We start from the raw sequence: 26,706 nt of genomic DNA on the forward strand, positions 1-26,706 counted from the left end.
CCTCCGACCACCTGTGACAGGCAGAGGGGCGGGTTGCAAGGCGGGCCGTACGTGACGATCGCGGCACTTGCTTTGGGCATGGGGGGCCTTGACGAACGGCACGCAGCGCGCAATTCTCAGGACGCGTCGTCACAACGATCCGTATCCGAGGCATGGATCGCTGACGAAGAGGGCAGTATCGATGTGCATTGAGGGCGTGGCTTGCTCCAGGTGTTGAGAACAGTGGGAGTCTCAAGAAACCGGGACTGGACATCAGTGGGCCTAGTGGCTACACTGACCCTTTGCGCTGCCTGTTAGCTGCCTCCTGCCCGTCACCAGGGGCATGCCCGTGTTTGAACATCGACTGTTGGACCATCTCTGACCTGGCCGTTGTCCGGCCGGATCGGGAACGGTCCGAGGCTTTGTCCGACATGGGACCGGTACGCGCGTAGTGAGTCCGAGCCCTCGGAAGGACCCCCTCTTGGCCGCCTCGCGCACTGCCTTGACCGCGAATACGAACAACGGCGCCAGCACCGCCCCGCTGCGCATCTCCTTTGCAAAGATCAAGGAGCCCCTCGAGGTTCCGAACCTTCTTGCGCTGCAAACCGAGAGCTTCGACTGGCTGCTCGGCAACGACGCGTGGAAGGCTCGTGTCGAGGCGGCTCTGGACAGCGGACAGGACGTCCCCACCAAGTCCGGTCTGGAGGAGATCTTCGAGGAGATCTCCCCGATCGAGGACTTCAGTGGGTCGATGTCCCTGACGTTCCGCGACCACCGCTTCGAGCCCCCGAAGAACTCCATCGACGAGTGCAAGGACCGCGACTTCACGTACGCGGCCCCGCTCTTCGTCACCGCCGAGTTCACCAACAACGAGACCGGCGAGATCAAGTCCCAGACGGTCTTCATGGGCGACTTCCCGCTCATGACCAACAAGGGCACCTTCGTCATCAACGGCACCGAGCGTGTCGTCGTGTCGCAGCTGGTCCGCTCGCCGGGTGTCTACTTCGACTCCTCCATCGACAAGACGTCCGACAAGGACATCTTCTCGACCAAGGTCATCCCGTCCCGGGGTGCCTGGCTGGAGATGGAGATCGACAAGCGCGACATGGTCGGTGTCCGCATCGACCGCAAGCGCAAGCAGTCCGTCACCGTGCTCCTGAAGGCTCTCGGTTGGACCACCGAGCAGATCCTCGAGGAGTTCGGCGAGTACGAGTCGATGCGCGCCACCCTGGAGAAGGACCACACCCAGGGCCAGGACGACGCGCTGCTCGACATCTACCGCAAGCTGCGTCCTGGCGAGCCGCCGACCCGTGAGGCCGCGCAGACGCTTCTGGAGAACCTCTACTTCAACCCGAAGCGCTACGACCTCGCCAAGGTCGGCCGGTACAAGGTCAACAAGAAGCTGGCCGGAACCGCGCCGCTCGACGCCGGGATCCTGACCGTCGAGGACATCATCTCGTCGATCAAGTACCTGGTGAAGCTGCACGCCGGTGAGACCGAGACCGTTGGTGACAACGGCACCTCGATCGTCGTCGAGACCGACGACATCGACCACTTCGGCAACCGTCGTCTGCGCAACGTCGGCGAGCTCATCCAGAACCAGGTCCGCACGGGTCTGGCTCGTATGGAGCGCGTCGTCCGCGAGCGCATGACGACTCAGGACGTCGAGGCGATCACGCCGCAGACCCTGATCAACATCCGGCCGGTCGTCGCCTCCATCAAGGAGTTCTTCGGCACCAGCCAGCTGTCGCAGTTCATGGACCAGAACAACCCGCTGTCGGGTCTCACCCACAAGCGCCGTCTGTCGGCTCTTGGCCCGGGTGGTCTCTCCCGTGAGCGGGCCGGCTTCGAGGTCCGTGACGTGCACCCGTCGCACTACGGCCGCATGTGCCCGATCGAGACCCCTGAAGGCCCGAACATCGGCCTGATCGGCTCGCTCGCCTCCTACGGCCGCGTGAACGCGTTCGGTTTCGTCGAGACGCCCTACCGCCGGGTCACCGACGGTGTCGTCACCGACGAGGTCGACTACCTCACGGCCGACGAAGAGGACCGATTCGTCATCGCGCAGGCCAACGCGCCGCTGACGGACGAGTTCCGCTTCGAGGAGTCCCGCGTCCTGGTCCGCCGTCGTGGCGGAGAGGTCGACTACGTCCCCGGTGAGGACGTCGACTACATGGACGTCTCCCCGCGCCAGATGGTGTCGGTCGCGACCGCGATGATCCCGTTCCTGGAGCACGATGACGCCAACCGTGCCCTCATGGGCGCGAACATGATGCGTCAGGCCGTTCCGCTCATCAAGTCCGAGGCGCCGCTGGTCGGCACCGGCATGGAGTACCGCTGCGCGGTCGACGCCGGTGACGTCCTGAAGTCGGAGAAGGACGGTGTGGTCCAGGAGGTCTCCGCGGACTACATCACCACCGCCAACGACGACGGCACGTACACCACGTACCGCCTGCACAAGTTCTCCCGGTCGAACCAGGGCACCTCCGTCAACCAGAAGGTTGTCGTGGACGAGGGCGCCCGCGTGATCGAGGGCCAGGTCCTGGCCGACGGTCCCGCGACCGAGGACGGCGAGATGGCGCTGGGCAAGAACCTGCTCGTCGCGTTCATGCCGTGGGAGGGTCACAACTACGAGGACGCGATCATCCTGTCGCAGCGCCTCGTGCAGGACGACGTCCTCTCCTCGATCCACATCGAGGAGCACGAGGTCGACGCCCGTGACACCAAGCTCGGCCCCGAGGAGATCACCCGGGACATCCCGAACGTCTCCGAGGAGGTCCTCGCCGACCTCGACGAGCGCGGCATCATCCGTATCGGTGCCGAGGTCGTCGCCGGCGACATCCTCGTCGGCAAGGTCACGCCCAAGGGTGAGACCGAGCTGACGCCGGAGGAGCGCCTGCTGCGCGCGATCTTCGGTGAGAAGGCCCGTGAGGTCCGTGACACCTCCCTGAAGGTCCCGCACGGCGAGATCGGCAAGGTCATCGGTGTCCGCGTCTTCGACCGCGAAGAGGGCGACGAGCTGCCGCCGGGCGTGAACCAGCTGGTTCGTGTCTACGTGGCGCAGAAGCGCAAGATCACGGACGGTGACAAGCTCGCCGGCCGTCACGGCAACAAGGGTGTCATCTCGAAGATCCTGCCGATCGAGGACATGCCGTTCCTGGAGGACGGCACCCCGGTCGACATCATCCTCAACCCGCTCGGTGTCCCGTCCCGAATGAACCCGGGACAGGTCCTGGAGATCCACCTCGGCTGGCTCGCCAGCCGCGGCTGGGACGTCTCCGGTCTCGCGGACGACTGGGCACAGCGCCTGCAGTCCATCGGCGCCGACCAGGTCGCCCCGGGCACCAACGTCGCCACCCCCGTCTTCGACGGTGCGCGTGAGGACGAGCTCGCGGGTCTCTTCGAGCACACCCTGCCCAACCGCGACGGCGACCGCCTGGTCCTCCCGTCCGGCAAGGCGAGGCTGTTCGACGGCCGCTCCGGCGAGCCGTTCCCGGACCCGGTCTCGATCGGGTACATGTACATCCTCAAGCTGCACCACCTGGTCGACGACAAGCTGCACGCCCGCTCGACCGGTCCGTACTCGATGATCACCCAGCAGCCGCTGGGTGGTAAGGCTCAGTTCGGTGGCCAGCGCTTCGGTGAGATGGAGGTGTGGGCGCTGGAGGCGTACGGCGCCGCTTACGCCCTCCAGGAGCTGCTGACGATCAAGTCCGACGACGTGACCGGCCGCGTGAAGGTCTACGAGGCCATCGTCAAGGGCGAGAACATCCCCGAGCCCGGCATCCCCGAGTCCTTCAAGGTGCTCATCAAGGAGATGCAGTCCCTGTGCCTCAACGTGGAGGTGCTGTCCTCGGACGGCATGTCCATCGAGATGCGCGACACCGACGAGGACGTCTTCCGCGCGGCGGAGGAGCTCGGCATCGACCTGTCCCGGCGCGAGCCGAGCAGCGTCGAAGAGGTCTGACGGGAGTCCGGCCGGGCCTTGGACACCTGTGGAAAAGGTGATCAAGGCCCGCCGGCCCCAGGACCCCCGTATCAGACCCCTAAGACTTACAACCCTGAGAGGGATTGACGCATAGTGCTCGACGTCAACTTCTTCGATGAGCTCCGGATCGGTCTGGCCACCGCTGACGACATCCGTCAGTGGAGCCATGGCGAGGTCAAGAAGCCTGAGACCATCAACTACCGCACCCTCAAGCCCGAAAAGGACGGACTCTTCTGCGAGAAGATCTTCGGTCCGACCCGGGACTGGGAGTGCTACTGCGGCAAGTACAAGCGTGTCCGCTTCAAGGGCATCATCTGTGAGCGCTGTGGCGTCGAGGTCACTCGCGCCAAGGTGCGTCGTGAGCGGATGGGCCACATCGAGCTGGCCGCTCCCGTCACCCACATCTGGTACTTCAAGGGCGTTCCGTCGCGTCTTGGCTACCTGCTCGACCTCGCCCCGAAGGACCTCGAGAAGGTCATCTACTTCGCCGCGTACATGATCACGTACGTCGACGAGGAGCGCCGCACCCGCGACCTGCCCTCGCTGGAGGCCCACGTCTCCGTCGAGCGCCAGCAGGTCGAGAACCGTCGCGACGCCGACCTCGAGGCCCGCGCCAAGAAGCTCGAGACCGACCTGGCCGAGCTGGAGGCCGAGGGCGCCAAGGCCGACGTGCGCCGCAAGGTGCGCGAGGGTGCCGAGCGTGAGATGAAGCAGCTCCGTGACCGTGCGCAGCGCGAGATCGACCGTCTCGACGAGGTGTGGACCCGCTTCAAGAACCTCAAGGTCCAGGACCTGGAGGGCGACGAGCTCCTCTACCGCGAGCTGCGTGACCGCTTCGGCACGTACTTCGACGGTTCGATGGGTGCCGCGGCGCTGCAGAAGCGCCTCGAGTCCTTCGACCTGGACGAGGAGGCCGAGCGCCTCCGCGAGATCATCCGCACCGGCAAGGGCCAGAAGAAGACCCGTGCGCTCAAGCGCCTCAAGGTCGTCTCCGCGTTCCTGCAGACCAGCAACAGCCCCAAGGGCATGGTGCTCGACTGCGTGCCGGTCATCCCGCCGGACCTTCGCCCGATGGTGCAGCTCGACGGTGGCCGCTTCGCGACCTCCGACCTGAACGACCTGTACCGCCGTGTGATCAACCGCAACAACCGTCTGAAGCGGCTTCTCGACCTCGGCGCGCCCGAGATCATCGTGAACAACGAGAAGCGCATGCTCCAGGAGGCCGTCGACGCGCTCTTCGACAACGGCCGTCGTGGCCGCCCGGTGACGGGCCCCGGCAACCGTCCGCTGAAGTCGCTGTCCGACATGCTCAAGGGCAAGCAGGGTCGATTCCGTCAGAACCTGCTCGGCAAGCGTGTGGACTACTCCGCGCGTTCCGTGATCGTCGTCGGTCCGCAGCTGAAGCTGCACCAGTGCGGTCTGCCGAAGGCCATGGCGCTGGAGCTCTTCAAGCCGTTCGTGATGAAGCGACTGGTCGACCTGAACCACGCGCAGAACATCAAGAGCGCCAAGCGGATGGTCGAGCGCGGCCGCACGGTCGTGTACGACGTTCTCGAAGAGGTCATCGCCGAGCACCCGGTTCTGCTGAACCGTGCGCCCACGCTGCACCGCCTCGGCATCCAGGCCTTCGAGCCGCAGCTGGTCGAGGGCAAGGCCATCCAGATCCACCCGCTCGTCTGCACCGCGTTCAACGCGGACTTCGACGGTGACCAGATGGCCGTGCACCTGCCGCTCTCCGCGGAGGCGCAGGCCGAGGCCCGCATCCTGATGCTGTCCTCGAACAACATCCTCAAGCCGGCCGACGGCCGCCCGGTCACGATGCCGACCCAGGACATGGTCCTCGGTCTGTTCTTCCTGACCACCGACGGCGACCTGCGGAACGTGAAGGGCGAGGACCGCTCCTTCGCTTCCGTGGCCGAGGCGATCATGGCGTTCGACGCCGGCGAGCTCTCGCTCCAGTCGCAGGTGGACATCCGCTTCCCGGTGGGCACCATCCCGCCGCGCGGCTGGACCCCGCCGGCGCAGGAGGAGGGCGAGCCGGAGTGGCAGCAGGGTGACACCTTCCGCCTGCGGACGACCCTGGGCCGCGCGCTCTTCAACGAGCTGCTGCCCGAGGACTACCCGTTCGTCGACTACGAGGTCGGCAAGAAGCAGCTCTCCGAGATCGTCAACGACCTCGCCGAGCGGTACCCCAAGGTCATCGTGGCGGCGACGCTCGACAACCTGAAGGCGTCGGGCTTCTTCTGGGCGACCCGTTCCGGCGTCACCGTGGCCATCTCCGACATCGTCGTTCCGGATGCGAAGCGCGCGATCGTCAAGGGCTACGAGGACCTGGACGAGAAGGTCCAGAAGCAGTACGAGCGCGGTCTGATCACCAAGGAAGAGCGCACGCAGGAGCTCATCGCGATCTGGACCAAGGCGACCAACGAGGTCGCCGAGGCGATGAACGCGAACTTCCCGAAGACCAACCCGGTCTCGATGATGGTGAACTCGGGCGCCCGAGGCAACATGATGCAGATGCGTCAGATCGCCGGTATGCGTGGTCTGGTGTCGAACGCCAAGAACGAGACGATCCCGCGTCCCATCAAGGCGTCCTTCCGTGAAGGTCTGTCCGTGCTGGAGTACTTCATCTCCACCCACGGTGCCCGTAAGGGTCTGGCCGACACCGCCCTGCGTACCGCCGACTCGGGTTACCTCACCCGTCGTCTGGTGGACGTCTCGCAGGACGTCATCATCCGCGAGGAGGACTGCGGCACCGACCGTGGTCTGCGTCTGGCCATCGCCGAGCGCGGCGAGGACGGCGTGCTGCGCAAGACGGAGAACGTCGAGACCAGCGTGTACGCACGTGCGCTGGCCGAGGACATCACCGTCGACGGCAAGGTGCTGGCCCCGGCCAACACCGACCTCGGCGACGTCCTCATCGACGAGCTCGTCAAGCACGGCATCGAGGAGGTCAAGACCCGCTCGGTCCTGACCTGTGAGTCCGCCGTCGGCACCTGCGCCATGTGCTACGGCCGCTCGCTGGCCACCGGCAAGCTGGTCGACATCGGTGAGGCGGTCGGCATCATCGCCGCCCAGTCCATCGGTGAGCCCGGTACCCAGCTCACGATGCGTACCTTCCACACCGGTGGTGTGGCCGGTGACGACATCACCCAGGGTCTGCCCCGTGTCGTCGAGCTCTTCGAGGCTCGTACGCCGAAGGGTGTCGCCCCGATCTCCGAGGCCTCCGGCCGCGTGCGGATCGAGGAGACCGAGAAGACCAAGAAGCTCGTCGTCACCCCGGACGACGGCAGCGACGAGACGGCGTTCCCGATCTCGAAGCGCGCCCGTCTCCTGGTGTCCGAGGGCGAGCACGTCGAGGTGGGCCAGAAGCTCACCGTGGGTGCCACCAACCCGCACGACGTGCTGCGCATCCTGGGTCAGCGTGCCGTCCAGGTCCACCTGGTCGGCGAGGTCCAGAAGGTCTACAACTCGCAGGGTGTGTCGATCCACGACAAGCACATCGAGATCATCATCCGGCAGATGCTGCGCCGTGTGACGATCATCGAGTCGGGCGACGCGGAGCTGCTGCCCGGCGAGCTGGTCGAGCGCTCGAAGTTCGAGACCGAGAACCGTCGTGTGGTCACCGAGGGCGGTCACCCCGCCTCCGGCCGTCCGCAGCTGATGGGTATCACCAAGGCCTCGCTGGCGACGGAGTCCTGGCTGTCGGCCGCCTCCTTCCAGGAGACGACCCGAGTTCTGACGGACGCGGCGATCAACGCCAAGTCCGACAGCCTCATCGGCCTCAAGGAGAACGTCATCATCGGTAAGCTCATCCCGGCCGGTACGGGTCTGTCCCGCTACCGCAACATCCGGGTCGAGCCGACCGAGGAGGCCAAGGCCGCGATGTACTCGGCCGTCGGCTACGACGACATCGACTACTCGCCGTTCGGCACGGGCTCCGGCCAGGCCGTCCCGCTGGAGGACTACGACTACGGTCCGTACAACCAGTGAGCGGCTGCCGGTAGGCGCTAGCTAGTACGAAGGGCGGTCATCCCCGTTGGGGGTGACCGCCCTTCGGCGTTCCCGGTCTCAGCGCGGGAGCTGGAGGTACGGCTCCAGGGCACGCAGCCGGGTGTCGTTGTCGGGGTGGGTGGACAGCAGCCTGGCGAGGCCGCTGGGCTCGTGGAGCTTCTTGCCCTGACTCACGGCGGCCGCCTTCGCCGCGTCCTCCTCGGCCTGGAAGTGGTGCAGGACCTCGGCCATCTCGGGCGCGAAGCCGAGGGCGGCGGACTGCTGGTCGGCGCGCAGTTCGCCGAGGCGGCCGGCCCAGGCGAGGAGGTAGGGCGCGACGACGAGGGGGATGGTGATGTACCAGGCGACGAGGAACCCGGCGACGACGAACATCCCCATGAAGAGGATCAGCAGCCCGGTCGCGGCCGCGGAGAAGACCCCGGCGACGGCGAGCGCGATCCGGGCCATCCCGCGGGTGAAGGCCCAGGCGAGCCGGCCGGGCAGCGAGTACCAGTAGCCGAGGAGTCCGGCCCAGGCGTGGCCGCCGGTGTGGTGGCCGAGCTCATGGGCGAGTACGGCGGCGAGGTTGCTGCTGGGGATCCGGTTGAGGGAGTAGGTGGTGACGCCGACGACGTGGCCGGCCACCGCGACCGCGTTCAGGTCGTCGCTGTTCTCCACCATCAGCTCGTAGGTGTTCGCCTCGATGCCGGCCCGGGCGGTGACCTCGCGCCAGATCGGCTCCAGCCGGGCGCGTTCCTCGGCCAGCGGCGCCCGCAGTTTGAGCACGTGCCGGGCGAAGCGGAGCTCGGTGGGCCGGTGGAAGACGAGGGCTCCGGAGGCCACCCAGGCCACGATGACCAGCCAGCCGACGACCGTGCCGAAGATCCCCAGCGAGAGGGCCGACACCACGGCGAGGCTCACCAGGGCCCCGGGGATCTGGGTGGCGAGCTGTCCGATGGCGGTGGCGTCGGCGCCGCGACGATGGCTCGCCAGGTGGACGCGTGAGCCCTCATGGCGGTAGTCGAGATCGTCGGGCGCGACGGCCTGCCGCGGGACGAACGGCTGCGGCTGCGCCCCCGCGAACCGCGGGTCGGCCCCCGGGCTCCCGGGGTACTGGGGAGGTGCCGGGCTTCCGGCCGCCGCTCCCGGGTACTGCGGGGCCGGTCCGCCGGGGCCGGGGGCTCCGGGGTAGGGACTGCCCGGGTACTGAGGCGCGGGGCCTCCGCCTCCGGGGTACTGGTGTGCCTGGCTCCCGGCTCCTGCCCCCGGGTACCGGGGTGGTGCCGGGCTTCCGGCCGCCGCTCCCGGGTACTGCGGGCCCGGTCCGCCCGGGCCGGGGGCTCCCGGGTACCGAGGGGGGTGCCCTGTCGTCGTGCCCGTGCCCGTGCCCGGGTACTGGGGTGCCGGTCCGCCGGGGTACTGCGGCGGGGGAGCGGAGGCCACCGGGTACTCCGGTGGGGAGGTCGCGGCGCCCTGGTACGGGGTTCCCGGGTACGGGGTTCCTGGATACGGGGTCCCTGGGTACGGGGGCTCGTGGGCCGGGTCTGGGGGCTGGGACATGACGGCTCCTTCGGTGTGGCTGGTGGCTGTGCGGGGACGCCGGCCGGTGGGCGGCGCGGCCGACGGCGCCTCTGCGGGTGTGGTCAGGCGGGCCGGTCGTCCGGAGCGGCGTCCGACGGCACGGCTGCTCGCGGGTCGTCGGGGCGGCCGGGCAGGGGAGGTACGGCCGGCGCCGGTCCCGCGGTGGCGTAGGGCGCCGCGGCGGGCGGTTCGTACGCGGCCTGGCCGTCGAGCCCCCCGGCGTACGGCGGCGGGCCGCCCGCGTACGGAGGCTGGGCCGTGTACGGCGGCTGTCCGGCCGTGCCGCCGGTGTACGGAGGCTGTCCGGCGTAGGGCGGCAGGCCTCCCGCGTAAGGGGTCTGGGGCTGTCCGGTGTACGGGGGCGGGCCGCCGGCGTACGGAGCGTGCTCGCCGTACGGCGGCTGTCCCGCGTACGGGGGCTGGGGCGACGGGCCGGGGTGCGGGGACTGGCCCGGATACGGCGGCTGGGGCGGTGTCTGAGGCTGTCCCGGCGTCGCCCCGGCGGGGAGTGCCCCCTGGCCGTCCCGCGGCGCCGGAGGCGTCTGCTGCTGGATCAGCTCGTCGACGGCCCGCAGGGTCGAGCGAGCCGAGTCGGCCTTCTGGAAGTCCTCCAGACTGTCCCCGGCGAGGACCTGGAGCTGCCCCCTGATGATGGACAACTGGTCCTTCTGGATGGACCCGACGACCATCTTGGTGTCCTCGGGGTGCTGGGACAGATGCACGGCCCAGGCCGCGACGCCTCCGTGCTGGAGGTGGTACTGGTAGAAGCTGATCTTCTCGGCGATCAGATGGTGGTCCTGCTGCTGGCGGAGCATCTCCAGCTCGTGCTGCTGCCGGGCCGCCCGGAGCCGGTACTCGTGCTCGGGGTCGAGCATGTCGGACTCGTAGCGCAGGCTCCGCTGCCGTCGCCGGTGCGTGATGGCCTCGTCGTCCAGCCGCAGCCGTACGGCACAGGTCACGGCCAGCCCGATGCCCGCGGCGAAACCGCCCTCGTCCACGGCCCGCTGCACCGCGCGCTCGGCGGCCGGGCTGTCCTCGATGGAGAAGGCCCGGCTCACCGGTCGCGCGAGCTGGTGCAGTTCGCGGGTGAGCCGGGTCGGCACGTCACGCTCACCGCTCGCCACGTACGCGATCGGGTCCGCGACGCGCCAGGTCAGGTCGGCCGTGGCGCCGAAGGAGAACGCGTCGTCGTCGCTCGGCATCTCCACGGCGAGCTGGACGGGGTGGCTGCCCATGTCCACCTCGTAGACGGAGGTGTAGCGGCGGGTGGCCGCGTCCGAGCGGCTCGGCCGGTGCGGCGGTGTGTAGACGTCGTACGTGCCCTTCGCGGTGACGAACACCAGCGCGTGGTCGATCGCGGTGACCGCTCGGCGGACGGTGTAGTCGAAGCGCGCTATGGGCCGCACGGTGAGCACCGGGTCGATGAGCGTGGTGTGCCGGTTGGCGTCCTGCTGCCACTCCGGCTGACGGCGGAACTCCGCCATGGGTCAACTCCTCGATGGATCTCTCGATGGATCTGGGGTGGAGGGGATCAGAAGGCCGAGCAGCCGCTCGGCCACGGGTGAGCGCGCGCCGCCGTCCTGGGCGGGCAGGCCGGCCAGTTCGTGGCTCAGCCGCTTGCGGTCGTCCGCCGTGGCGATCAGCGCGGGCAGCAGCAGCTCCAGGGCCTGCGCGACGTCCGCGCGGCGCTCGGCCAGCCGTACCCAGGTGCGCAGGGCGGTCAGGGCGCCACGGGTGTGCCCCCGGTCGCCGAGCGCGGTCCGCCAGAGGGTGGCGAGGTCGCGGGCCGAGTCCATCTCGTACATGCCGGTGTCGGCGTACCACTCGACGAGCGCGCCCTCCTCCGCGTTGTCGCAGGAGCGCACGAACGCGGCCAGCGCGAGCGCCCGGACCGAGGCGGTGTCGTGGTGGAGCAGGCGCACCAGTTCGGAGAGCATCTCGCCGCGGCGCCCGCCCACGGACAGCAGCAGGGCCGTCGAGTCGACCAGGTTGTTCGACTCGGTCCTGCTGCTGCCGCCGGCGCGGGCTCGGGCGGCGAGGGCGCTGAGCGCCGGGCCGGCGAGGTCGGGGCGCAGCGGGGTGAGCAGGCCGAAGGCGCGGATCGCGGTCCAGCGGCGGGCCCAGTGGGGGTCCGTGCACCACTGGGTGAGCAGGCGCAGGACGACGGGGGCGTCGAGGAGCTGGGCGAGGGTGAGGGTGTTCGCGGCGGTGACCCGGGGGCCGAAGGCCTTGGACACCGCCCAGCCGTCGATCAGCAGCGCCATCGCCGAGGGCAGGTCGGCGCGGGCCAGCAGCGCGGCGGCCGCGGCGGCCCGGGTACGGACGACCGGACGGCTGTCGCGGGCCAGCTCCTTCAGCCAGGCGACGAGCGCGGGCCGGGCCGACGGATGGCCCGTCCAGACCTCGCCGAGCAGCACCCGCGGGGTGTTCTCCTTCTTGAAGCGGGCCGTGAACTGCGGCACCGGCCCCCAGTCCGTCTCCTCGTCGCGTAACTCGCCCTCGGCCCGTGCCCGCTCCAGCCGGGTTTCGGCGGCGAGTCCGAACACCGGGATCTCCGGCGGCCGCCCGGGATGCTGGAGCCGCTGGAAGTGCACGTACAGCTTGTCGGCGAGTTCGGCGGCGAGCACGTAGGGCGCCTGGTCGAAGACGGCGAGCGAGATGAGGAACGCCTTGTCGCGCAGGGTGGCCTCGGGGTCGCTGAGCCATTCCCGGCACTGCTGCTCGACGGCCGCGTGCCCGAAGTCGGCGAGGCGGGCCGCCGCCTCCTCGCCGCCGTCGTAGCGGGCGACCTCGACGGCGAACCGGGCCACCTCGGCGGGCCGGTGGGCGCCGCGCGCGAGGAAGTCGCGGACGGGGCCGAGGCCGAGCAGGCCGGTGCTGTCTCCGGGCTCTTTCCGCAGGTCGGCCAGGTGGGCGCGCAGTACCGCGGCCGCCTCCGGAGGTTCCCAGACGGACGGGGTGACGCCCAGCAGGAACGGGGACTTCTCCAGGGTCACGACCAGATACCCGCCGGTCTTCGCGAGCCGGTCGCGGACCGCGTACAGGTGGGTGTCGCGCAGCGGGCGGTTGCGGCTCAGCGGCAGGTCGCGCAGGACGTGGCCGCCGGGCGCGGTGAGCTGCCCGGCCAGGGTCGCCGGGCCGGTCTCGGCGGACAGCGCGTGCACGGCGGGCACGCCGAGGCGGTGCAGGAGCATGAGCGCGGCGGCGTAGCGGCCGGTGGAGTGGGCGCCGGCGAGGACGAGGACGCGCTCGTCGCGCAGCCGGGCCAGGGCGGCGGCGAAGGCGGGGCTCTCGACGAAGACCGAGGCGAGCGCGTCGAGCCCCTGCCGGGGGATCTCGCCGGAGGCGTACGCCTGCGACGCGGCGGCCGTCCCGTGATGGTGGATCTCCGTCTTGCCGCCCAGGAACACGTCACGGGCCGAGCCGCCCGCCGACACCCCGTGCTGGGCCCCGGCGACCAGGCTGCCGCCGAAGGCCGCGGCCTCGCTGAAGATGAATCCCGGTGTGTGCGCGACGAGTTCGCGCTGTGCGGCCCGGGCCTCCTGGGTGTCCTCCTCGGGTTCGCCCGCGTCGGGGTCCGCCTCGGGGTCCGGGTGCGGCCCCGGTGTCCACGGCGGGTCCGGCGGTGGTACGTCGTCGAGGCCGCCCCGGTTCGTGGGCGAGGGCACGGTCACGCGGGCTCACCCCCGCTCCGGCCCAGGTGGACGTCCCCGGTGACCTGCCCGCCGGACACCCCGTGCTGGTCCCCCGCGACGAGGCTTCCGCCGAAGCTGGGGGAGCCGCCGCCGAAGTTGAAGACGACGTTGCCGGGCGGCGCGGCGGGCCGGGCGGGGTGCTGCTCGGGCTGCGGGGGCTGAAGGGGTTGCTCGGGGCGCGGGGGCTCGGCTGCCGGTTCCGTCGTCGCCGCCGGTTCCGCTGTCGCCGGTTCCGCCCGGGGTACGGAGGTGTCCGCCCCCGGCGCCGGGCTCTCCCCCGAGCAGTCCGGCGCCGGGGCTCCCCCTCTTTCACTGTGGCCGTCCGCCCCGTACGGGACCGGGCCGTGCAGCCAGGCCCGCAGGGGTCCGTTCTTGCTGTCCACCGTCACCGCGCGGAAGTCCTGCGCCGGGACGCCCGGGTGGTCGTGGCGCACGATCCCGGCGTGCACGCCCTCGGAGACGCACAGCGCGAAGTCGTCCGGCCGCTCCCGCAGGGCGGCGCGCAGCAGTGCGGCGTCGAGGAGCCGGCAGGCGTGGTTGAGGTCGGAGCCGACCCAGCCGTCGTGCTCGTCGACGGCGACGTATCCGGTGGCCACGACACCGCGCAGCCGGATCTGGGCCGAGCTGGACGCTGTCCGGTTGACCGCGCGGAGCAGGTCGGGCACCTCGGTGAGCAGGGTGCGCAGCAGTGCCGTGACGGAGGCGTTGGCGTCGATCAGCTCCATCACCGAGTCGCCGCGGTCCGCCCGCAGGCGCAGCCGCTCGTCGATGCCGGCGCTCTCCAGCGCGCGGTCCGTGATGTCGTACAGCATCCGGCGCAGGTAGGCCTGCTCCACGTCGTCCCGGTCGCTGTACTTCTCGATGTCCAGCAGGAGGATCGTCCGGCTCACGGGGTCGGTCATGGTCGCCTTTCGGTGGGGGCCTCGCCTGGCAAGCAGCGTGGCGTCACCGGTGGGACGGGTGTGAGGACGGATGTCCCACTCGAAGTGTGACCGTGTGCACAGAAGTGGCCCGTGGTCACGGGAGTCCCGGCTGCCGGGGGTACGGCGCCGGGCGGTCCGCAGGGGGAGGGGCCGTCGGCGCGTCCCGGCACGGTCGGACGGTTCATCGCCGGGCGATCCTCCGCAGGACGTCCATGCGCAGGATCACCAGCGTCCGCCGGCCCGTCAGCACCGCTTCCCGCTCCCGGAGTTCCTTCAGCAGGCGCTGGACCATCTCCCGGGAGGCCCCCACCGAGCCCGCGAGCTCCTGTTTGCTCAGCGGGACGGAGAGTTCGATGCCCCCCTCGGTGCGGTGGCCGTTCGTGCGGGCCAGGTCGAGCAGGAGCGCCGCGAAGCGCTCGCGGACGCTCATGGAGGCGAACTCCAGACGGCGGCGGTCGGCGGCCCGGGTGCGGTCGGAGGTGAGACCGAGGAGGGCGAAGGAGACCGCGGGGGAGCCGGCGAGGAAGTCCCGGAACTGTTCGCGTACGAGCGCGACCGTGCGGACCGGTTCCAGGGCCGTCACCGTCGCGGAGCGCGGCCGGCCGGTGAGCGCGGCGGACTCCCCGACGATGTCGCCGGGGCCGCGCAGTGCGAGCAGCGCCTCGTAGCCGTTGGCGGCGGCGGCCGTCACCTTCGTCCAGCCGTGCGTCACGATCAGCACGTGCGAGGAGGGCTCGCTCTGGCGCAGGAGCACCGTCCGGGGTGTGAAGGACAGCTCGTGTCCGAGAGACAGCAGTGCGGAGCGGTCCTCGCTCTCCAGGCGTGCCAGGAACGGCACCCGGTCGTCCAGGCTCTCGTCCCCGGGTAAGGGTGCAGCCGCCATGAGTCCATCCCCCGTCCCCCGATCGGCCCCCGTGGCCGACGCACAGTGACCGGTGCGCGGCAACGGGTCAACGTACTCACCCAGTGTGTGCGGTGCGAACCGAATCGGGGACTTTCATCGCGGAACCGGTGACAAGCTGCGCCAAGTGTGAAGTGCCCCGAGAATGGATCGGGAGAAGTCCGGCGTGTCGGGCACCACGGCATTTGTTTTGACCGGAGTCCGTGAGGTAGGTAGGCTCATACCTTGTGCCTGGGGTGTGCCCTGGCTCCCGTGCGTGCCTTCAGACCGCAAGGGGAGCCGTAAGCGGCCACCGCAATCTGCGCCCTTTCCGCCTTGCGGAGAGGGGTCCGCAGTATTCGACACACCCGACCGCGTGGGTCGGTGGCGTTCCAGGTTAGCTTCACCATTCGGCACACAGAAACCGGAGAAGTAGTGCCTACGATCCAGCAGCTGGTCCGGAAGGGCCGGCAGGACAAGGTCGAGAAGAACAAGACGCCCGCACTCGAGGGTTCGCCCCAGCGTCGTGGCGTCTGCACGCGTGTGTTCACGACCACCCCGAAGAAGCCGAACTCGGCCCTGCGCAAGGTCGCGCGTGTGCGTCTGACCAGCGGGATCGAAGTCACCGCTTACATCCCGGGTGAGGGACACAACCTGCAGGAGCACTCCATCGTGCTCGTGCGCGGCGGCCGTGTGAAGGACCTGCCGGGTGTTCGCTACAAGATCATCCGAGGTTCCCTGGACACCCAGGGTGTCAAGAACCGCAAGCAGGCCCGCAGCCGCTACGGCGCCAAGAAGGAGAAGTAGAAAATGCCTCGTAAGGGCCCCGCCCCGAAGCGCCCGGTCATCATCGACCCGGTCTACGGTTCCCCTCTGGTGACCTCCCTCATCAACAAGGTGCTGATGAACGGCAAGCGCTCCACCGCCGAGCGCATCGTTTACGGCGCCATGGAGGGTCTGCGTGAGAAGACGGGCAACGACCCGGTCATCACGCTGAAGCGCGCGCTTGAGAACATCAAGCCGACCCTCGAAGTCAAGTCCCGCCGCGTCGGCGGTGCGACGTACCAGGTGCCGATCGAGGTCAAGCCCGGTCGCGCCAGCACGCTCGCGCTGCGCTGGCTCGTCGGTTACTCCCGCGCCCGCCGCGAGAAGACCATGACCGAGCGTCTGCTCAACGAACTTCTCGACGCCTCCAACGGCCTTGGTGCCGCTGTGAAGAAGCGCGAGGACACCCACAAGATGGCCGAGTCCAACAAGGCCTTCGCGCACTACCGCTGGTAGTCGCTACCCACATCGAGACCGAGAGAAGACCGAAGCCTTATGGCTACCACTTCACTTGACCTGGCCAGGGTCCGCAACATCGGGATCATGGCCCACATCGACGCGGGCAAGACGACCACCACTGAGCGGATCCTCTTCTACACCGGCGTCAGCTACAAGATCGGTGAAGTCCACGACGGCGCCGCCACCATGGACTGGATGGAGCAGGAGCAGGAGCGTGGCATCACGATCACCTCTGCTGCCACCACCTGTCACTGGCCGCTCGAGGACGACGACTACACGATCAACATCATCGACACCCCGGGGCACGTCGACTTCACGGTCGAGGTGGAGCGCTCGCTGCGCGTCCTCGACGGTGCTGTCACGGTGTTCGACGGTGTCGCCGGTGTCGAGCCGCAGTCCGAGACGGTGTGGCGTCAGGCCGACCGTTACGGCGTGCCGCGCATCTGCTTCGTGAACAAGCTGGACCGTACCGGCGCCGAGTTCCACCGCTGTGTGGACATGATCAAGGACCGGCTCGGTGCCGTTCCGATCATCATGCAGCTCCCCATCGGTGCCGAGCTGGACTTCAAGGGCGTTGTGGACCTGGTCCGCATGAAGGCGCTCGTGTGGTCCGCCGAGGCGGCCAAGGGCGAGATGTACGACGTCGTCGACATCCCGGCCACGCACGCCGAGGCCGCCGAGCTGTACCGCGGTCAGCTCGTCGAGACCGTCGCGGAGCACGACGACGAGATCATGGAGCTGTTCCTGGAGGGCCAGGAGCCCACCGCGGAGCAGCTGTACGCCGCGGTCCGTCGCGTCACCATCGCGTCCGGCAAGTCCGAGGGCGTCACGGTCACCCCGGTGTTCTGTGGCACCGCGTTCAAGAACAAGGGCGTTCAGCCCCTGCTCGACGCGGTCGTGCGCTACCTCCCGACTCCGCTTGACGTCGAGGCCATCGAGGGCCACGACGTGAAGGACGCGGAGCTCGTGGTCAAGCGCAAGCCGTCGGTCGACGAGCCGCTGTCCGCGCTCGCGTTCAAGATCATGAGCGACCCGCACCTGGGCAAGCTCACCTTCGTCCGGGTGTACTCGGGCCGCCTGGAGACCGGCACTGCGGTGCTGAACTCCGTCAAGGGCAAGAAGGAGCGCATCGGCAAGATCTACCGCATGCACGCGAACAAGCGTGAGGAGATCGAGGCGGTGGGCGCCGGTGACATCGTCGCCGTGATGGGTCTGAAGCAGACCACGACCGGTGAGACGCTCTGCGATGACAAGAACCCGGTGATCCTGGAGTCCATGGACTTCCCGGCGCCGGTCATCCAGGTCGCCATCGAGCCCAAGTCCAAGGGTGACCAGGAGAAGCTGGGTGTCGCCATCCAGCGTCTCGCGGAGGAGGACCCCTCCTTCCACGTTCACTCGGACGAGGAGACGGGCCAGACCATCCTCGGCGGTATGGGCGAGCTGCACCTCGAGGTGCTGGTCGACCGTATGAAGCGCGAGTTCAGGGTCGAAGCCAACGTCGGTAAGCCGCAGGTCGCCTACCGTGAGACGATCCGCAAGACCGTCGAGCGTCACGACTACACCCACAAGAAGCAGACCGGTGGTACCGGTCAGTTCGCCAAGGTGCAGATCGCGATCGAGCCCATCACCGAGACCGACGGTCCGGCGTACGAGTTCGTGAACAAGGTCACCGGTGGCCGTATCCCGCGGGAGTACATCCCGTCGGTGGACGCCGGTGCGCAGGAGGCCATGCAGTTCGGCATCCTGGCCGGCTACGAGATGACGGGCGTTCGCGTCATTCTTCTCGACGGCGGCTATCACGAGGTCGACTCCTCCGAGCTCGCGTTCAAGATCGCCGGTTCGCAGGCCTTCAAGGAGGCCGCGCGCAAGGCGTCCCCCGTGCTCCTTGAGCCGATGATGGCCGTCGAGGTCACCACGCCCGAGGAGTCGATGGGTGATGTCATCGGCGACCTCAACTCCCGCCGTGGCCAGATCCAGGCCATGGAGGAGCGCAGCGGCGCTCGCGTCGTGAAGGGCCTCGTGCCCCTCTCGGAGATGTTCGGCTACGTCGGCGACCTCCGCAGCAAGACCTCGGGTCGCGCAAGCTACTCGATGCAGTTCGACTCCTACGCCGAGGTTCCGCGGAACGTCGCCGAGGAGATCATCGCGAAGGCCAAGGGCGAGTAACACAGCTCGTTTGCACGCCTTAGGCTTGACACCGACCGTCGGGGTTTTACCGGTAAGGGAAAATCCCGGCGGGCGGCATCCCAGCAAAGATCACCTGGCGCCGATGAGTAAGGCGTACCAGAACCACTCCGCAGGAGGACCCCAGTGGCGAAGGCAAAGTTCGAGCGGACTAAGCCGCACGTCAACATCGGCACCATCGGTCACATCGACCACGGTAAGACGACCCTCACGGCCGCCATTACCAAGGTGCTGCACGACGCGTACCCGGACCTGAACGAGGCCTCGGCCTTCGACCAGATCGACAAGGCTCCTGAGGAGCGCCAGCGCGGTATCACGATCTCGATCGCGCACGTCGAGTACCAGACGGAGGGCCGTCACTACGCCCACGTCGACTGCCCCGGTCACGCGGACTACATCAAGAACATGATCACGGGTGCGGCGCAGATGGACGGCGCCATCCTCGTCGTCGCCGCGACCGACGGCCCGATGCCGCAGACCAAGGAGCACGTGCTCCTGGCCCGCCAGGTCGGCGTTCCGTACATCGTCGTCGCCCTGAACAAGGCCGACATGGTGGACGACGAGGAGATCCTGGAGCTCGTCGAGCTCGAGGTCCGTGAGCTCCTCTCCGAGTACGAGTTCCCGGGCGACGACCTTCCGGTCGTCAAGGTCTCGGCGCTCAAGGCGCTCGAGGGCGACAAGGAGTGGGGCCAGACCGTTCTGGACCTCATGGCCGCCGTCGACGAGGCCATCCCGACCCCGCCGCGTGACACCGAGAAGCCGTTCCTCATGCCCGTCGAGGACGTCTTCACGATCACCGGTCGCGGTACGGTCGTCACCGGCCGTATCGAGCGTGGTGTCCTGAAGGTCAACGAGACCGTTGACATCATCGGCATCAAGCAGGACAAGACCACGACCACGGTCACCGGCATCGAGATGTTCCGCAAGCTGCTCGACGAGGGCCAGGCGGGCGAGAACGTCGGTCTGCTCCTCCGTGGCATCAAGCGCGAGGACGTCGAGCGCGGCCAGGTCATCATCAAGCCCGGTTCGGTCACGCCGCACACCGAGTTCGAGGCCCAGGCCTACATCCTGTCCAAGGACGAGGGTGGCCGCCACACGCCGTTCTTCAACAACTACCGTCCGCAGTTCTACTTCCGTACGACTGACGTGACCGGTGTTGTGACCCTCCCCGAGGGCACGGAGATGGTCATGCCGGGCGACAACACTGAGATGACCGTTACGCTCATCCAGCCCGTCGCCATGGAAGAGGGCCTGAAGTTCGCCATCCGTGAGGGTGGCCGGACCGTGGGCGCCGGCCAGGTCATCAAGATCAACAAGTAATTGTTGATCGTATGACCTGGTAGCTCCTTCCAGAGCTCCAGAAAGGGCCCGTGCGACTTCGGTCGTACGGGCCCTTTCGCATGCCCGGCCCGTCTCGCGAGGCGACCGAATTCGTATACGAAGCTCGAACACTGTTGCGACATCACGCCGATCCCTCCAGGTAAGACGAATCTTGGCGCGTGTCGAAAGAATCACGTAACGCATCCGTAATTCAGGAGGAAGACTGTAGGGACGGTCTCCCGCTCCCGGGCGGGGGCCCGACTGCTCTGCGCACCGCTGCCGCCGGAACCGACCGGTCGAACCGACCCCGGTCAGCCGTTCCGGCGGCCCTGTCTGAAGGGACCCCAGTGACCCGCCCTGACACGAAGAGCCGCATCGCCTCCCTGCTCGCCGACATCGAGCGGCGCAATCCGGCGCAGCCCGAGTTCCTCCAGGCCGCGCACGAGGTGCTCGAAACGCTGGCTCCGGTCCTCTCGCAGCGCCCGGAGTACGGGGAAGCGGCTCTCGTCGAACGCGTGGTGGAGCCCGAGCGGCAGATCATCTTCCGCGTCCCCTGGCAGGACGACCACGGCAAGGTCCACGTCAACCGCGGCTACCGCGTGGAGTTCAACAGCGCGCTCGGCCCGTACAAGGGCGGTCTGCGCTTCCACCCGTCGGTGAACCTCGGCATCGTGAAGTTCCTCGGCTTCGAGCAGATCTTCAAGAACGCCCTGACCGGTCTCGGCATCGGCGGCGGCAAGGGCGGCAGCGACTTCGACCCGCGCGGGAAGTCGGACGCCGAGGTCATGCGGTTCTGCCAGTCCTTCATGACGGAGCTGTACCGGCACATCGGCGAGCACACGGACGTGCCGGCGGGCGACATCGGCGTGGGCGGTCGCGAGATCGGCTACCTGTTCGGCCAGTACCGGCGCATCACCAACCGCTGGGAGGCCGGTGTCCTCACCGGCAAGGGCACGCACTGGGGCGGTTCGCTGATCCGGACCGAGGCGACCGGCTACGGCAACGTCCTGTTCGCCGCCGCCATGCTGCGGGAGCGCGGCGAGGACCTTGAGGGCCAGACCGTGGTCGTCTCCGGCTCCGGCAATGTCGCCACGTACACCATCGAGAAGCTCACCGCGCTCGGTGCCAACCCGGTGACCTGCTCCGACTCGACCGGCTACGTCGTCGACGACAAGGGCATCGACGTCGAGCTGCTCAAGCAGGTCAAGGAGGTCGAGCGCGGCAGGGTCGCCGACTACGCGGCACGGCGCGGTGCCTCGGCGCGGTTCGTCGCGAACGGCAGCGTGTGGGACGTGCCGGGCGATGTCGCGCTGCCCTCGGCCACTCAGAACGAGCTGGACGCGACCGCGGCGGCCACGCTGATCGGCAACGGCGTCAAGGCGGTCTCCGAGGGCGCCAACATGCCCACCACCCCCGAGGCGGTCCACCTCTTCCAGAAGGCGGGCGTCGCCTTCGGCCCCGGCAAGGCGGCCAACGCGGGCGGTGTCGCGGTCAGCGCGCTGGAGATGAGCCAGAACCACGCCCGCACCTCGTGGTCCCGCGAGCGGGTCGAGGACGAGCTGACCGGCATCATGAACGACATCCACGCCATCTGCCACGAGACCGCCGAGCGCTACGGCGTCCCGGGCGACTACGTCAGCGGCGCGAACATCGCGGGCTTCGAGCGGGTCGCGGGCGCGATGCTGGAGCAGGGTGTGATCTGACCCGGCTGCGTCATCGGCCGGACCGGACTCCGGGAGGGGCTCGTACGACGTCGGTCGTACGGGCCCCTTTCCCGTGGCCGGGTTCAGGCGGTCTCAGGCCGTCTCGGGAACGGGTTGCGGCCCGATCGCCATGACCGCGAGGACCGTCAGACGGCTTCCCGGCGCCGTCGGCCGGCGCCGTCGGGACGCCGCCGACATGGACGCCGTAGTCCGGTACCCGATGCAAGCTAGGCGTCCTCCGGGAGATCGGAACGGTGTCGGCAGTGGAGGCAGCGGCCCGGTGCGGGGGCGCGGAAGGCTCGGTCGCAGCCGTCGCAGTTCTGGAGCGGGTGCGGGCGGGTGGTCGCCGGGGCGGCGGGCGTCGGGGGTGGCAGCGACTCCGTGAGCCGGTGGGACAGGACGGCCGCCGGGTGACGCAGCGGCTCCCGTGGCAGACCAGTGGTCAGTGCGGCCCGCACGGCCTCGGGCGCGACACCGCGTTCCAGCCAGGCACTGACGGCCGGCGCGAGGCGGTGGACGTCGCGCTCCGAGAGCAGGAGACGCGGGTCCTGGCGGCGGAGGCTCGCGAGGAGGGCGGTAGCCGTGCGGTGGCGGCCCGGGTCGTGGGTGTCGGGGGTGGGGAGGGGGCACCTGGGTACCGGTGGCGCTGCCGGTGTGGACACGGCTGTGGGAGCCGGGGCGTGACCGGTGGGGGGAGGGGGAACCGGAGCCGGGGCGGATTCGGGTGCGGGACCTGGCACCGGAGCGGGTGCGGGAGCGAGTCCGGCCGGGGGTGCTGTGGGTGCCGTCGGTTCGGGCTCGGGTTTCGGGGGCCGGCCGGGTGCCGGGTCCGGCTCGGGTGCCCTCGGCCGGGAGGCCGGGACGGTCATCCCCTGCGGCTGGTTGTACGACACCGTGTGCGTGACGACCCGGCCGCTGGACAGCCGCTCCCGTCTGCGGGACAGGTAGCCGTACGCCTCCAACTCCCGCAAGGCCGCCGCGATACGGGTCTCGCCCTCGGGCAGGCGCGCGGCGAGCGACTTGATGTCCACGGGGGCCCCGGCGGGCAGCGACTGGATGTGGACGGCGAGCCCGATCGCGGTGAGGGTCAGCCCGCGGTGCTGGGCGAGATGGTTGCCGACCACCGTGTAGCGGGCGGTGTGGCGGACGTTGATGTGGGTGACGCCCCGCGGAATCCGGGGCTGGGCGCACGGGGGCGCGCTAAAGTTCTGGGAGTCCATCGGGAAGGTGTATTCCTCGGTGGTCAGGCCCTCGATCGGGATGCCAGTCCCGGCCGGGGGCCGTTGTCTGTTTGCGGTTGTGGTGCCGCCGCGAGCATATGCCCGGCAATAGCCGCTGAATCCAGCTCAGTTGCCGATTGTCACCCTTGCGGGTGACGGGTCGGCCGCGGGGAGGCTGGTGGGGTTGGCAGGTGGTTCTCACCTCGGGCTTTTAAGAGCCTTTTGATGTCGTGCGTGGCCGCGTCGTCGATCACCGGGTCGTGACGTTCCGCGATCCGGTGGGTGCCGGGACGGATGCCTCTGATGCGAGAGACAGCTCGGCCCAGACGGTCTTGCGTGGGGTGGGTCCTGGTGTCACGCCCCAGCGGTCCGCGAACGCCTCCACGAGGAGCAGGCCGCGGCCGGACTCGATGGCGGCCTCCGCCGGGCCGAGCCGGGGAAGCCGGTCACCCACGGTGTCCGTCACCTCGATGCGGAGGGTGTCGCCGACGACGTACAGCGTGAGGCGGAAGCCGCGTCCCGCTACGCGGCCGTGCGTCGCCGCGTTGCTCGCGAGCTCGGCGACGATCTGGTCCGCCGGGCTCAACGGCATGTCCCAGGAGCGGAGTTGTTCGGTCGCGAGCAGTCTCGCCAGACGGGCACCGCGTGGCGTGGGGGACAGCAGCACGCTGAAGTTGCGGACGGGTTCGACATGGTGGGCTTCGAGCCCGGCGGTTTCCTGATTCACGTCACTCAGCGTGTCCGACTCCGCCTACCGTGAGCTGCGATGACGTCGGTGCGTACAGGGTTTGTCCGGTCGCTGTCCCGATCTGTCCCGGCTGTCCTGGGTGTCGTACGGGAACGGTGGGCGTTGGAGGTGGGTGGGTGTGAGCAGCGAGAGCGCGGACGAGCCGGGGTGGGACGTCAGCCCGGAGGACGAGATCGCCCCGGTGGTCGAGGCGACCGGCCGCCAGATCAGGCTCTGGCGGGAGGCGGCCGGGATGCGGGTGGTCGAGTTCGGCCGGGCCATCGGCTACGGGGAGGACCTGGTCCGGAAGGTCGAGCGGGGCGCGCGGATTCCCCGGGCGGACCTCCTGGACCGCGCGGACGACGTCCTGAACGCCGGCGGGCGCCTCAGGGCGTTCAAGGAGGACATGGAGAAGGCCCGCTACCCGAAGAAGGTGCGCGAGCTGAAGATGCTGGAGGAGCGGGCGGTTGAGCTTCTGCTGTACAGCAACCACAACATCCATGGGTTGTTGCAGACGCCCGAGTACGCACGTGCGTTGCTCGGTACCTGGCGGCCGGCCTATTCGCTCGACGAGTTGGAACGGATGGTTGCCGCGAGGGTGGCCCGCAAGTCCGTCTTCGAGCGGTCGTTGGCTCCCGAACTCGGCTTCGTCCAAGAAGAAGTGACCCTGCGCCGCCCTGTCGGAGGCACAATGGTGCTGCGCCGACAGCTCGAACACATGTTGGAGGTGGCCCGTTTGCCGTTCGTGGAGCTTCAGGTGATGCCGACAGCACACGCGTGCCATCCGGGAACGGGCGGGTTGGTCGAGGTGCTGAAGTTCCATGACGGTTCGGGAGTGGGGCGTACCGACGGTGACTTCGGAGGCCGACCGGTATCCGAACCAAGGCAACTAAGGGTCCTCGAACTGCGCTATGGCATCATCCGAGCCCAGGCCCTTTCGCCCGAGGAGTCCCTGGCCTTCATCGAGCAAATGCTGGGGGAGACATGACCCGTGAGACCTCGGCCCACTTTGATTCCGGACTGCAGTGGGCCAAGAGCACGTACAGCAGCAGCAGCAACGGAAACGACTGCGTCGAGATAGCCCCCACCCTCCAGAGGATCCACATCCGCGACTCCAAGAACCCGGGCGGCGCCCGCCTGGCGACGGCCCCCGCCGCATGGACGGCGTTCGTCCGCTTCGCGGCCCAGGGCTGACCGGGGGAGCGGAGATCCACCCGCAGAGCTACGCCCGTACCGTGTTCGCCGCCCTGGGCGGAGTCGTCGAGATCGGCGCGGTGAACCACGCCGGTACCTGGGACCTGGCCGATGTCTCGGTGGAGGACTTCCTGACGCCCAGGGGCGAGGACATCGCACGGATCGTGGCGGCGGTCCGGGCGATCGGCCGGTTCGACGACCCTGGCATGGCCATCTCGGACGAGCTGGGGTATCTGCGCGAGCACCCGGTCGAGGCGCCGTTCCTGCTGCTCTGGTCGGCGGGCATCGCCTGGGACCCGGAGTCGGCGGACGACCCCGCGTATCTGGCGGATCCGCCGGTGGTGCGCCGGATGTGCCGCATGGGCGCGGACCTCCAACTGGTCAGTCTCCTGGACGCCTTGGTGACCGCCGGAATCGCGGCCGGGGTGCACGCCGGGGAGGGCGGGGCCTTGGCCGCGGAGATCATCCGCATCGCCTGTGAGCTCGTGGGCGATGCCGGGCGCAGTGCTCCGGAGACGGTGTTCCGCATGTGGCGGGTGGCCCATCTGCCCGACACCCTGCGTCCCGACTCCGGTGCGCCGGAGTCCGGCAAGGCGGGGTACCGGGCGTACGACGCGGAGCTGGAGCGGTTGCTCGCGCCGATCTGAGGCCCGCCCGGAGAACAGTCACTGCATGTTCTGCACATGCGGATGGGCGTACGAGGCCACGCACACGTAGATCTGCAGGGTGTAGCTGCGGCCGATGGTGAGCTGGGTGGCGCAGGCCGGGCCGAGGAAGTGCAGGCCGTCGTAGTCGGCGTCCTCCAGAGGGCGCCAGCTCCCGGTGCCGCCGTCCCACTCGGTGCCGTCGATGGTCAGCAGCGGGCGCACGTCCGAGCCGCACTCGGCGCAGGACATCGGGAACGGGTCGCTGAAGCTCCAGGGCCCGTGGCCGCCGAGCTTGCAGCCCGGGGCGACGCTGAGGTCGTACTGGTAGTCGACGACCTCGATGTCGTCCTCGTCGTCCGGGTTCTGTTCCTCCTCCCACGCCTCGATCCGGTCCGCCAGTTCCTCGGGCAGTTCGTGCGGGGCCGGGTACTCGGTGACCGTCTCGGGGTGGAGGAGACAGGGCTCGGGCAGGTAATTGTCGCTGCCGATCACCGAGGGCTCGGGAGGCGCGGGGAGCGGATCGGTGACGTCGGCGGAGGCTCGCCAGTACAGCTCGGCGGCGGGGAGGTAGTCCTCGTCGTGGTCGAACGGGCACCACAGCATCTGCAGGAGGTCGGTGCCGGCCGGGCGGGGCAGGGAGGGGACGTCGGCGGCGTACACCTGGACCACGGGAATGAGCGGGACCGGGCCGTCCTGCGGTATCCGTGTCCCGGCGACGGCACGGTCGACGATCTCGCGTTCCTCGGGAGTGAGTAGGTCGGCGCCCTCCGCGCGCGGCCGGGTCCAGGCATCGGCGAGGATGCGCCGCCGCTGCCGTACGTCGCCGGGGACCACACCGAGGTGAGTGGGCGCGTCGTGATCCGGGCAGGTGGGCCAGGGCTCGTCGGCGGGCCACAGCAGCGGGCCGCCGAGGGAACTGTCGCCGGCCGTCGGCGCGCCCGGGCGGGGGTGCAGCCGGACAGCCGACCGGGCCAGTGGGGCCAACTCCGGGAAGAGAGACGTGACGTCGACGGGGCGGGGTGGGGTCGTCCTGGACATGGAGTGAGAGTAAGGGGAGGTTCTTCGCCTGCTCCTGTGCGGGGTTGCCCGGCCGGCGCACGGCATGAGGCGACCGGGAAGCGAATCTCCGTTCCCTGTAAGTTCGCTTGTGCGTACGGGTGTTGTTGAGGCGGACGTGACGGGGGTTGCGGTATGGCGGGGAATCGGCCGGCGGATTGGCATGTGCTGGATCTGGACAAGGACCCCACTCCCGGGGATCCGGACCGGGTGCAGAAGCTGGCCAAGGATCTGCATGATTTCGCCGATGACGTGTCGGACGCGTTGCGTCTGATCAAGGGGATGGCGGGTGAGGATGCTGTTCTGTCGTGGGCGGGGAAGTCGGCGGAGGC

Annotated in this window: 18 protein-coding genes and 1 pseudogene; 11 read left to right on the forward strand and 8 right to left on the reverse strand. The window is 69.1% G+C overall.

Going from position 1 to position 26,706, the window contains the following annotated elements; genetic code table 11:
- The first annotated feature begins 460 nt into the window (after nucleotides 1-460).
- Nucleotides 461-3,946 carry a DNA-directed RNA polymerase subunit beta gene (rpoB, locus tag ACWEBX_RS22655; protein ID WP_451886635.1) on the forward strand — a complete coding sequence of 1,162 codons (3,486 nt, stop codon included), beginning with the start codon at nucleotides 461-463 and terminating at the stop codon, nucleotides 3,944-3,946.
- Nucleotides 3,947-4,060: 114 nt separating this feature from the next.
- Complete coding sequence (locus ACWEBX_RS22660; RefSeq protein ID WP_385404789.1) at nucleotides 4,061-7,960, forward strand: DNA-directed RNA polymerase subunit beta'; 3,900 nt, start codon at nucleotides 4,061-4,063, stop codon at nucleotides 7,958-7,960.
- Between the two features lie 78 nt (nucleotides 7,961-8,038).
- Here ACWEBX_RS22660 and ACWEBX_RS22665 read toward each other — a convergent pair whose 3' ends face one another.
- The 5 genes from ACWEBX_RS22665 to ACWEBX_RS22685 all read right to left on the reverse strand — a co-directional run bounded on the left by ACWEBX_RS22665 (nucleotide 8,039) and on the right by ACWEBX_RS22685 (nucleotide 15,042).
- Nucleotides 8,039-9,520, reverse strand: coding sequence for a M48 family metalloprotease (locus ACWEBX_RS22665; protein ID WP_451886636.1), 1,482 nt, complete (start codon nucleotides 9,518-9,520; stop codon nucleotides 8,039-8,041).
- A gap of 83 nt (nucleotides 9,521-9,603) precedes the next feature.
- A complete protein-coding gene (locus ACWEBX_RS22670) occupies nucleotides 9,604-11,025 on the reverse strand; it encodes a PE-PGRS family protein (protein ID WP_451886637.1) in 1,422 nt (473 codons plus the stop codon).
- Between the two features lie 3 nt (nucleotides 11,026-11,028).
- Nucleotides 11,029-13,215 (reverse strand): hypothetical protein, encoded by a 2,187-nt coding sequence (locus tag ACWEBX_RS22675; RefSeq protein WP_451886638.1) that lies wholly within the window; start codon nucleotides 13,213-13,215, stop codon nucleotides 11,029-11,031.
- Complete coding sequence (locus ACWEBX_RS22680) at nucleotides 13,212-14,138, reverse strand: hypothetical protein (RefSeq protein ID WP_451886639.1); 927 nt, start codon at nucleotides 14,136-14,138, stop codon at nucleotides 13,212-13,214. The genes ACWEBX_RS22675 and ACWEBX_RS22680 overlap by 4 nt, the downstream gene beginning before the upstream one ends.
- A gap of 202 nt (nucleotides 14,139-14,340) precedes the next feature.
- Nucleotides 14,341-15,042 carry a Crp/Fnr family transcriptional regulator gene (locus ACWEBX_RS22685; RefSeq protein ID WP_451886640.1) on the reverse strand — a complete coding sequence of 234 codons (702 nt, stop codon included), beginning with the start codon at nucleotides 15,040-15,042 and terminating at the stop codon, nucleotides 14,341-14,343.
- Nucleotides 15,043-15,474: 432 nt separating this feature from the next.
- On the opposite strand from ACWEBX_RS22685, the gene rpsL reads away from it, so the two are divergent.
- From rpsL to gdhA, 5 genes are all read left to right on the forward strand, one after another.
- Nucleotides 15,475-15,846 (forward strand): 30S ribosomal protein S12, encoded by a 372-nt coding sequence (rpsL, locus tag ACWEBX_RS22690; protein WP_003948652.1) that lies wholly within the window; start codon nucleotides 15,475-15,477, stop codon nucleotides 15,844-15,846.
- 3 nt (nucleotides 15,847-15,849) lie between these two features.
- Nucleotides 15,850-16,320, forward strand: coding sequence for a 30S ribosomal protein S7 (rpsG, locus tag ACWEBX_RS22695; protein ID WP_055517367.1), 471 nt, complete (start codon nucleotides 15,850-15,852; stop codon nucleotides 16,318-16,320).
- Between the two features lie 39 nt (nucleotides 16,321-16,359).
- Complete coding sequence (gene fusA, locus ACWEBX_RS22700) at nucleotides 16,360-18,489, forward strand: elongation factor G (protein WP_451886641.1); 2,130 nt, start codon at nucleotides 16,360-16,362, stop codon at nucleotides 18,487-18,489.
- A gap of 144 nt (nucleotides 18,490-18,633) precedes the next feature.
- Complete coding sequence (tuf, locus tag ACWEBX_RS22705) at nucleotides 18,634-19,827, forward strand: elongation factor Tu (RefSeq protein ID WP_261705315.1); 1,194 nt, start codon at nucleotides 18,634-18,636, stop codon at nucleotides 19,825-19,827.
- Between the two features lie 347 nt (nucleotides 19,828-20,174).
- Entirely contained in the window at nucleotides 20,175-21,530 is a 1,356-nt protein-coding gene (gene gdhA, locus ACWEBX_RS22710; RefSeq protein ID WP_451886642.1) for an NADP-specific glutamate dehydrogenase, read from the forward strand.
- A gap of 227 nt (nucleotides 21,531-21,757) precedes the next feature.
- On the opposite strand, the gene ACWEBX_RS22715 is transcribed toward gdhA, so the two are convergent.
- Both ACWEBX_RS22715 and ACWEBX_RS22720 read right to left on the reverse strand, forming a co-directional pair.
- Entirely contained in the window at nucleotides 21,758-22,750 is a 993-nt protein-coding gene (locus ACWEBX_RS22715; RefSeq protein WP_451886643.1) for a helix-turn-helix domain-containing protein, read from the reverse strand.
- A 250-nt stretch (nucleotides 22,751-23,000) separates the two neighbouring features.
- Nucleotides 23,001-23,477 (reverse strand): ATP-binding protein, encoded by a 477-nt coding sequence (locus ACWEBX_RS22720; protein WP_451886644.1) that lies wholly within the window; start codon nucleotides 23,475-23,477, stop codon nucleotides 23,001-23,003.
- 193 nt (nucleotides 23,478-23,670) lie between these two features.
- On the opposite strand from ACWEBX_RS22720, the gene ACWEBX_RS22725 reads away from it, so the two are divergent.
- The 3 genes from ACWEBX_RS22725 to ACWEBX_RS22735 are packed head-to-tail and all read left to right on the forward strand — an operon-like array spanning nucleotide 23,671 to nucleotide 25,318.
- Nucleotides 23,671-24,465: a helix-turn-helix domain-containing protein gene (locus tag ACWEBX_RS22725; protein WP_451886648.1), complete on the forward strand. Its 795-nt coding sequence runs from the start codon at nucleotides 23,671-23,673 to the stop codon at nucleotides 24,463-24,465.
- Nucleotides 24,462-24,671, forward strand: a complete 210-nt coding sequence (locus ACWEBX_RS22730; protein ID WP_451886645.1) for a DUF397 domain-containing protein — start codon at nucleotides 24,462-24,464, stop codon at nucleotides 24,669-24,671. Before ACWEBX_RS22725 ends, ACWEBX_RS22730 begins: the two co-directional genes overlap by 4 nt.
- 41 nt (nucleotides 24,672-24,712) lie before the next feature.
- Complete coding sequence (locus ACWEBX_RS22735; protein WP_451886646.1) at nucleotides 24,713-25,318, forward strand: hypothetical protein; 606 nt, start codon at nucleotides 24,713-24,715, stop codon at nucleotides 25,316-25,318.
- Nucleotides 25,319-25,336: 18 nt separating this feature from the next.
- Here the strand turns inward: ACWEBX_RS22735 and ACWEBX_RS22740 are convergent, their stop codons facing one another.
- Nucleotides 25,337-26,356: a hypothetical protein gene (locus tag ACWEBX_RS22740; protein ID WP_451886647.1), complete on the reverse strand. Its 1,020-nt coding sequence runs from the start codon at nucleotides 26,354-26,356 to the stop codon at nucleotides 25,337-25,339.
- Between the two features lie 153 nt (nucleotides 26,357-26,509).
- Between ACWEBX_RS22740 and ACWEBX_RS22745 the strand changes: the two are divergent.
- Nucleotides 26,510-26,706 (forward strand): annotated as a pseudogene (locus tag ACWEBX_RS22745) (putative T7SS-secreted protein); the annotation flags it as partial.

Source organism: Streptomyces sp. NPDC005070, from assembly GCF_053600395.1.

Excerpts from the sequence above, each read along its gene's own strand:
- ACWEBX_RS22665 (WP_451886636.1), bottom strand. The coding sequence starts at position 9,520 with ATGTCCCAGCCCCCAGACCCGGCCCACGAGCCCCCGTACCCAGGGACC.
- fusA (WP_451886641.1), top strand. The coding sequence starts at position 16,360 with ATGGCTACCACTTCACTTGACCTGGCCAGGGTCCGCAACATCGGGATC.
- ACWEBX_RS22670 (WP_451886637.1), bottom strand. The coding sequence starts at position 11,025 with ATGGCGGAGTTCCGCCGTCAGCCGGAGTGGCAGCAGGACGCCAACCGG.
- ACWEBX_RS22730 (WP_451886645.1), top strand. The coding sequence starts at position 24,462 with ATGACCCGTGAGACCTCGGCCCACTTTGATTCCGGACTGCAGTGGGCC.
- rpsG (WP_055517367.1), top strand. The coding sequence starts at position 15,850 with ATGCCTCGTAAGGGCCCCGCCCCGAAGCGCCCGGTCATCATCGACCCG.
- ACWEBX_RS22740 (WP_451886647.1), bottom strand. The coding sequence starts at position 26,356 with ATGTCCAGGACGACCCCACCCCGCCCCGTCGACGTCACGTCTCTCTTC.
- ACWEBX_RS22715 (WP_451886643.1), bottom strand. The coding sequence starts at position 22,750 with ATGGACTCCCAGAACTTTAGCGCGCCCCCGTGCGCCCAGCCCCGGATT.
- ACWEBX_RS22680 (WP_451886639.1), bottom strand. The coding sequence starts at position 14,138 with ATGACCGACCCCGTGAGCCGGACGATCCTCCTGCTGGACATCGAGAAG.
- ACWEBX_RS22685 (WP_451886640.1), bottom strand. The coding sequence starts at position 15,042 with ATGGCGGCTGCACCCTTACCCGGGGACGAGAGCCTGGACGACCGGGTG.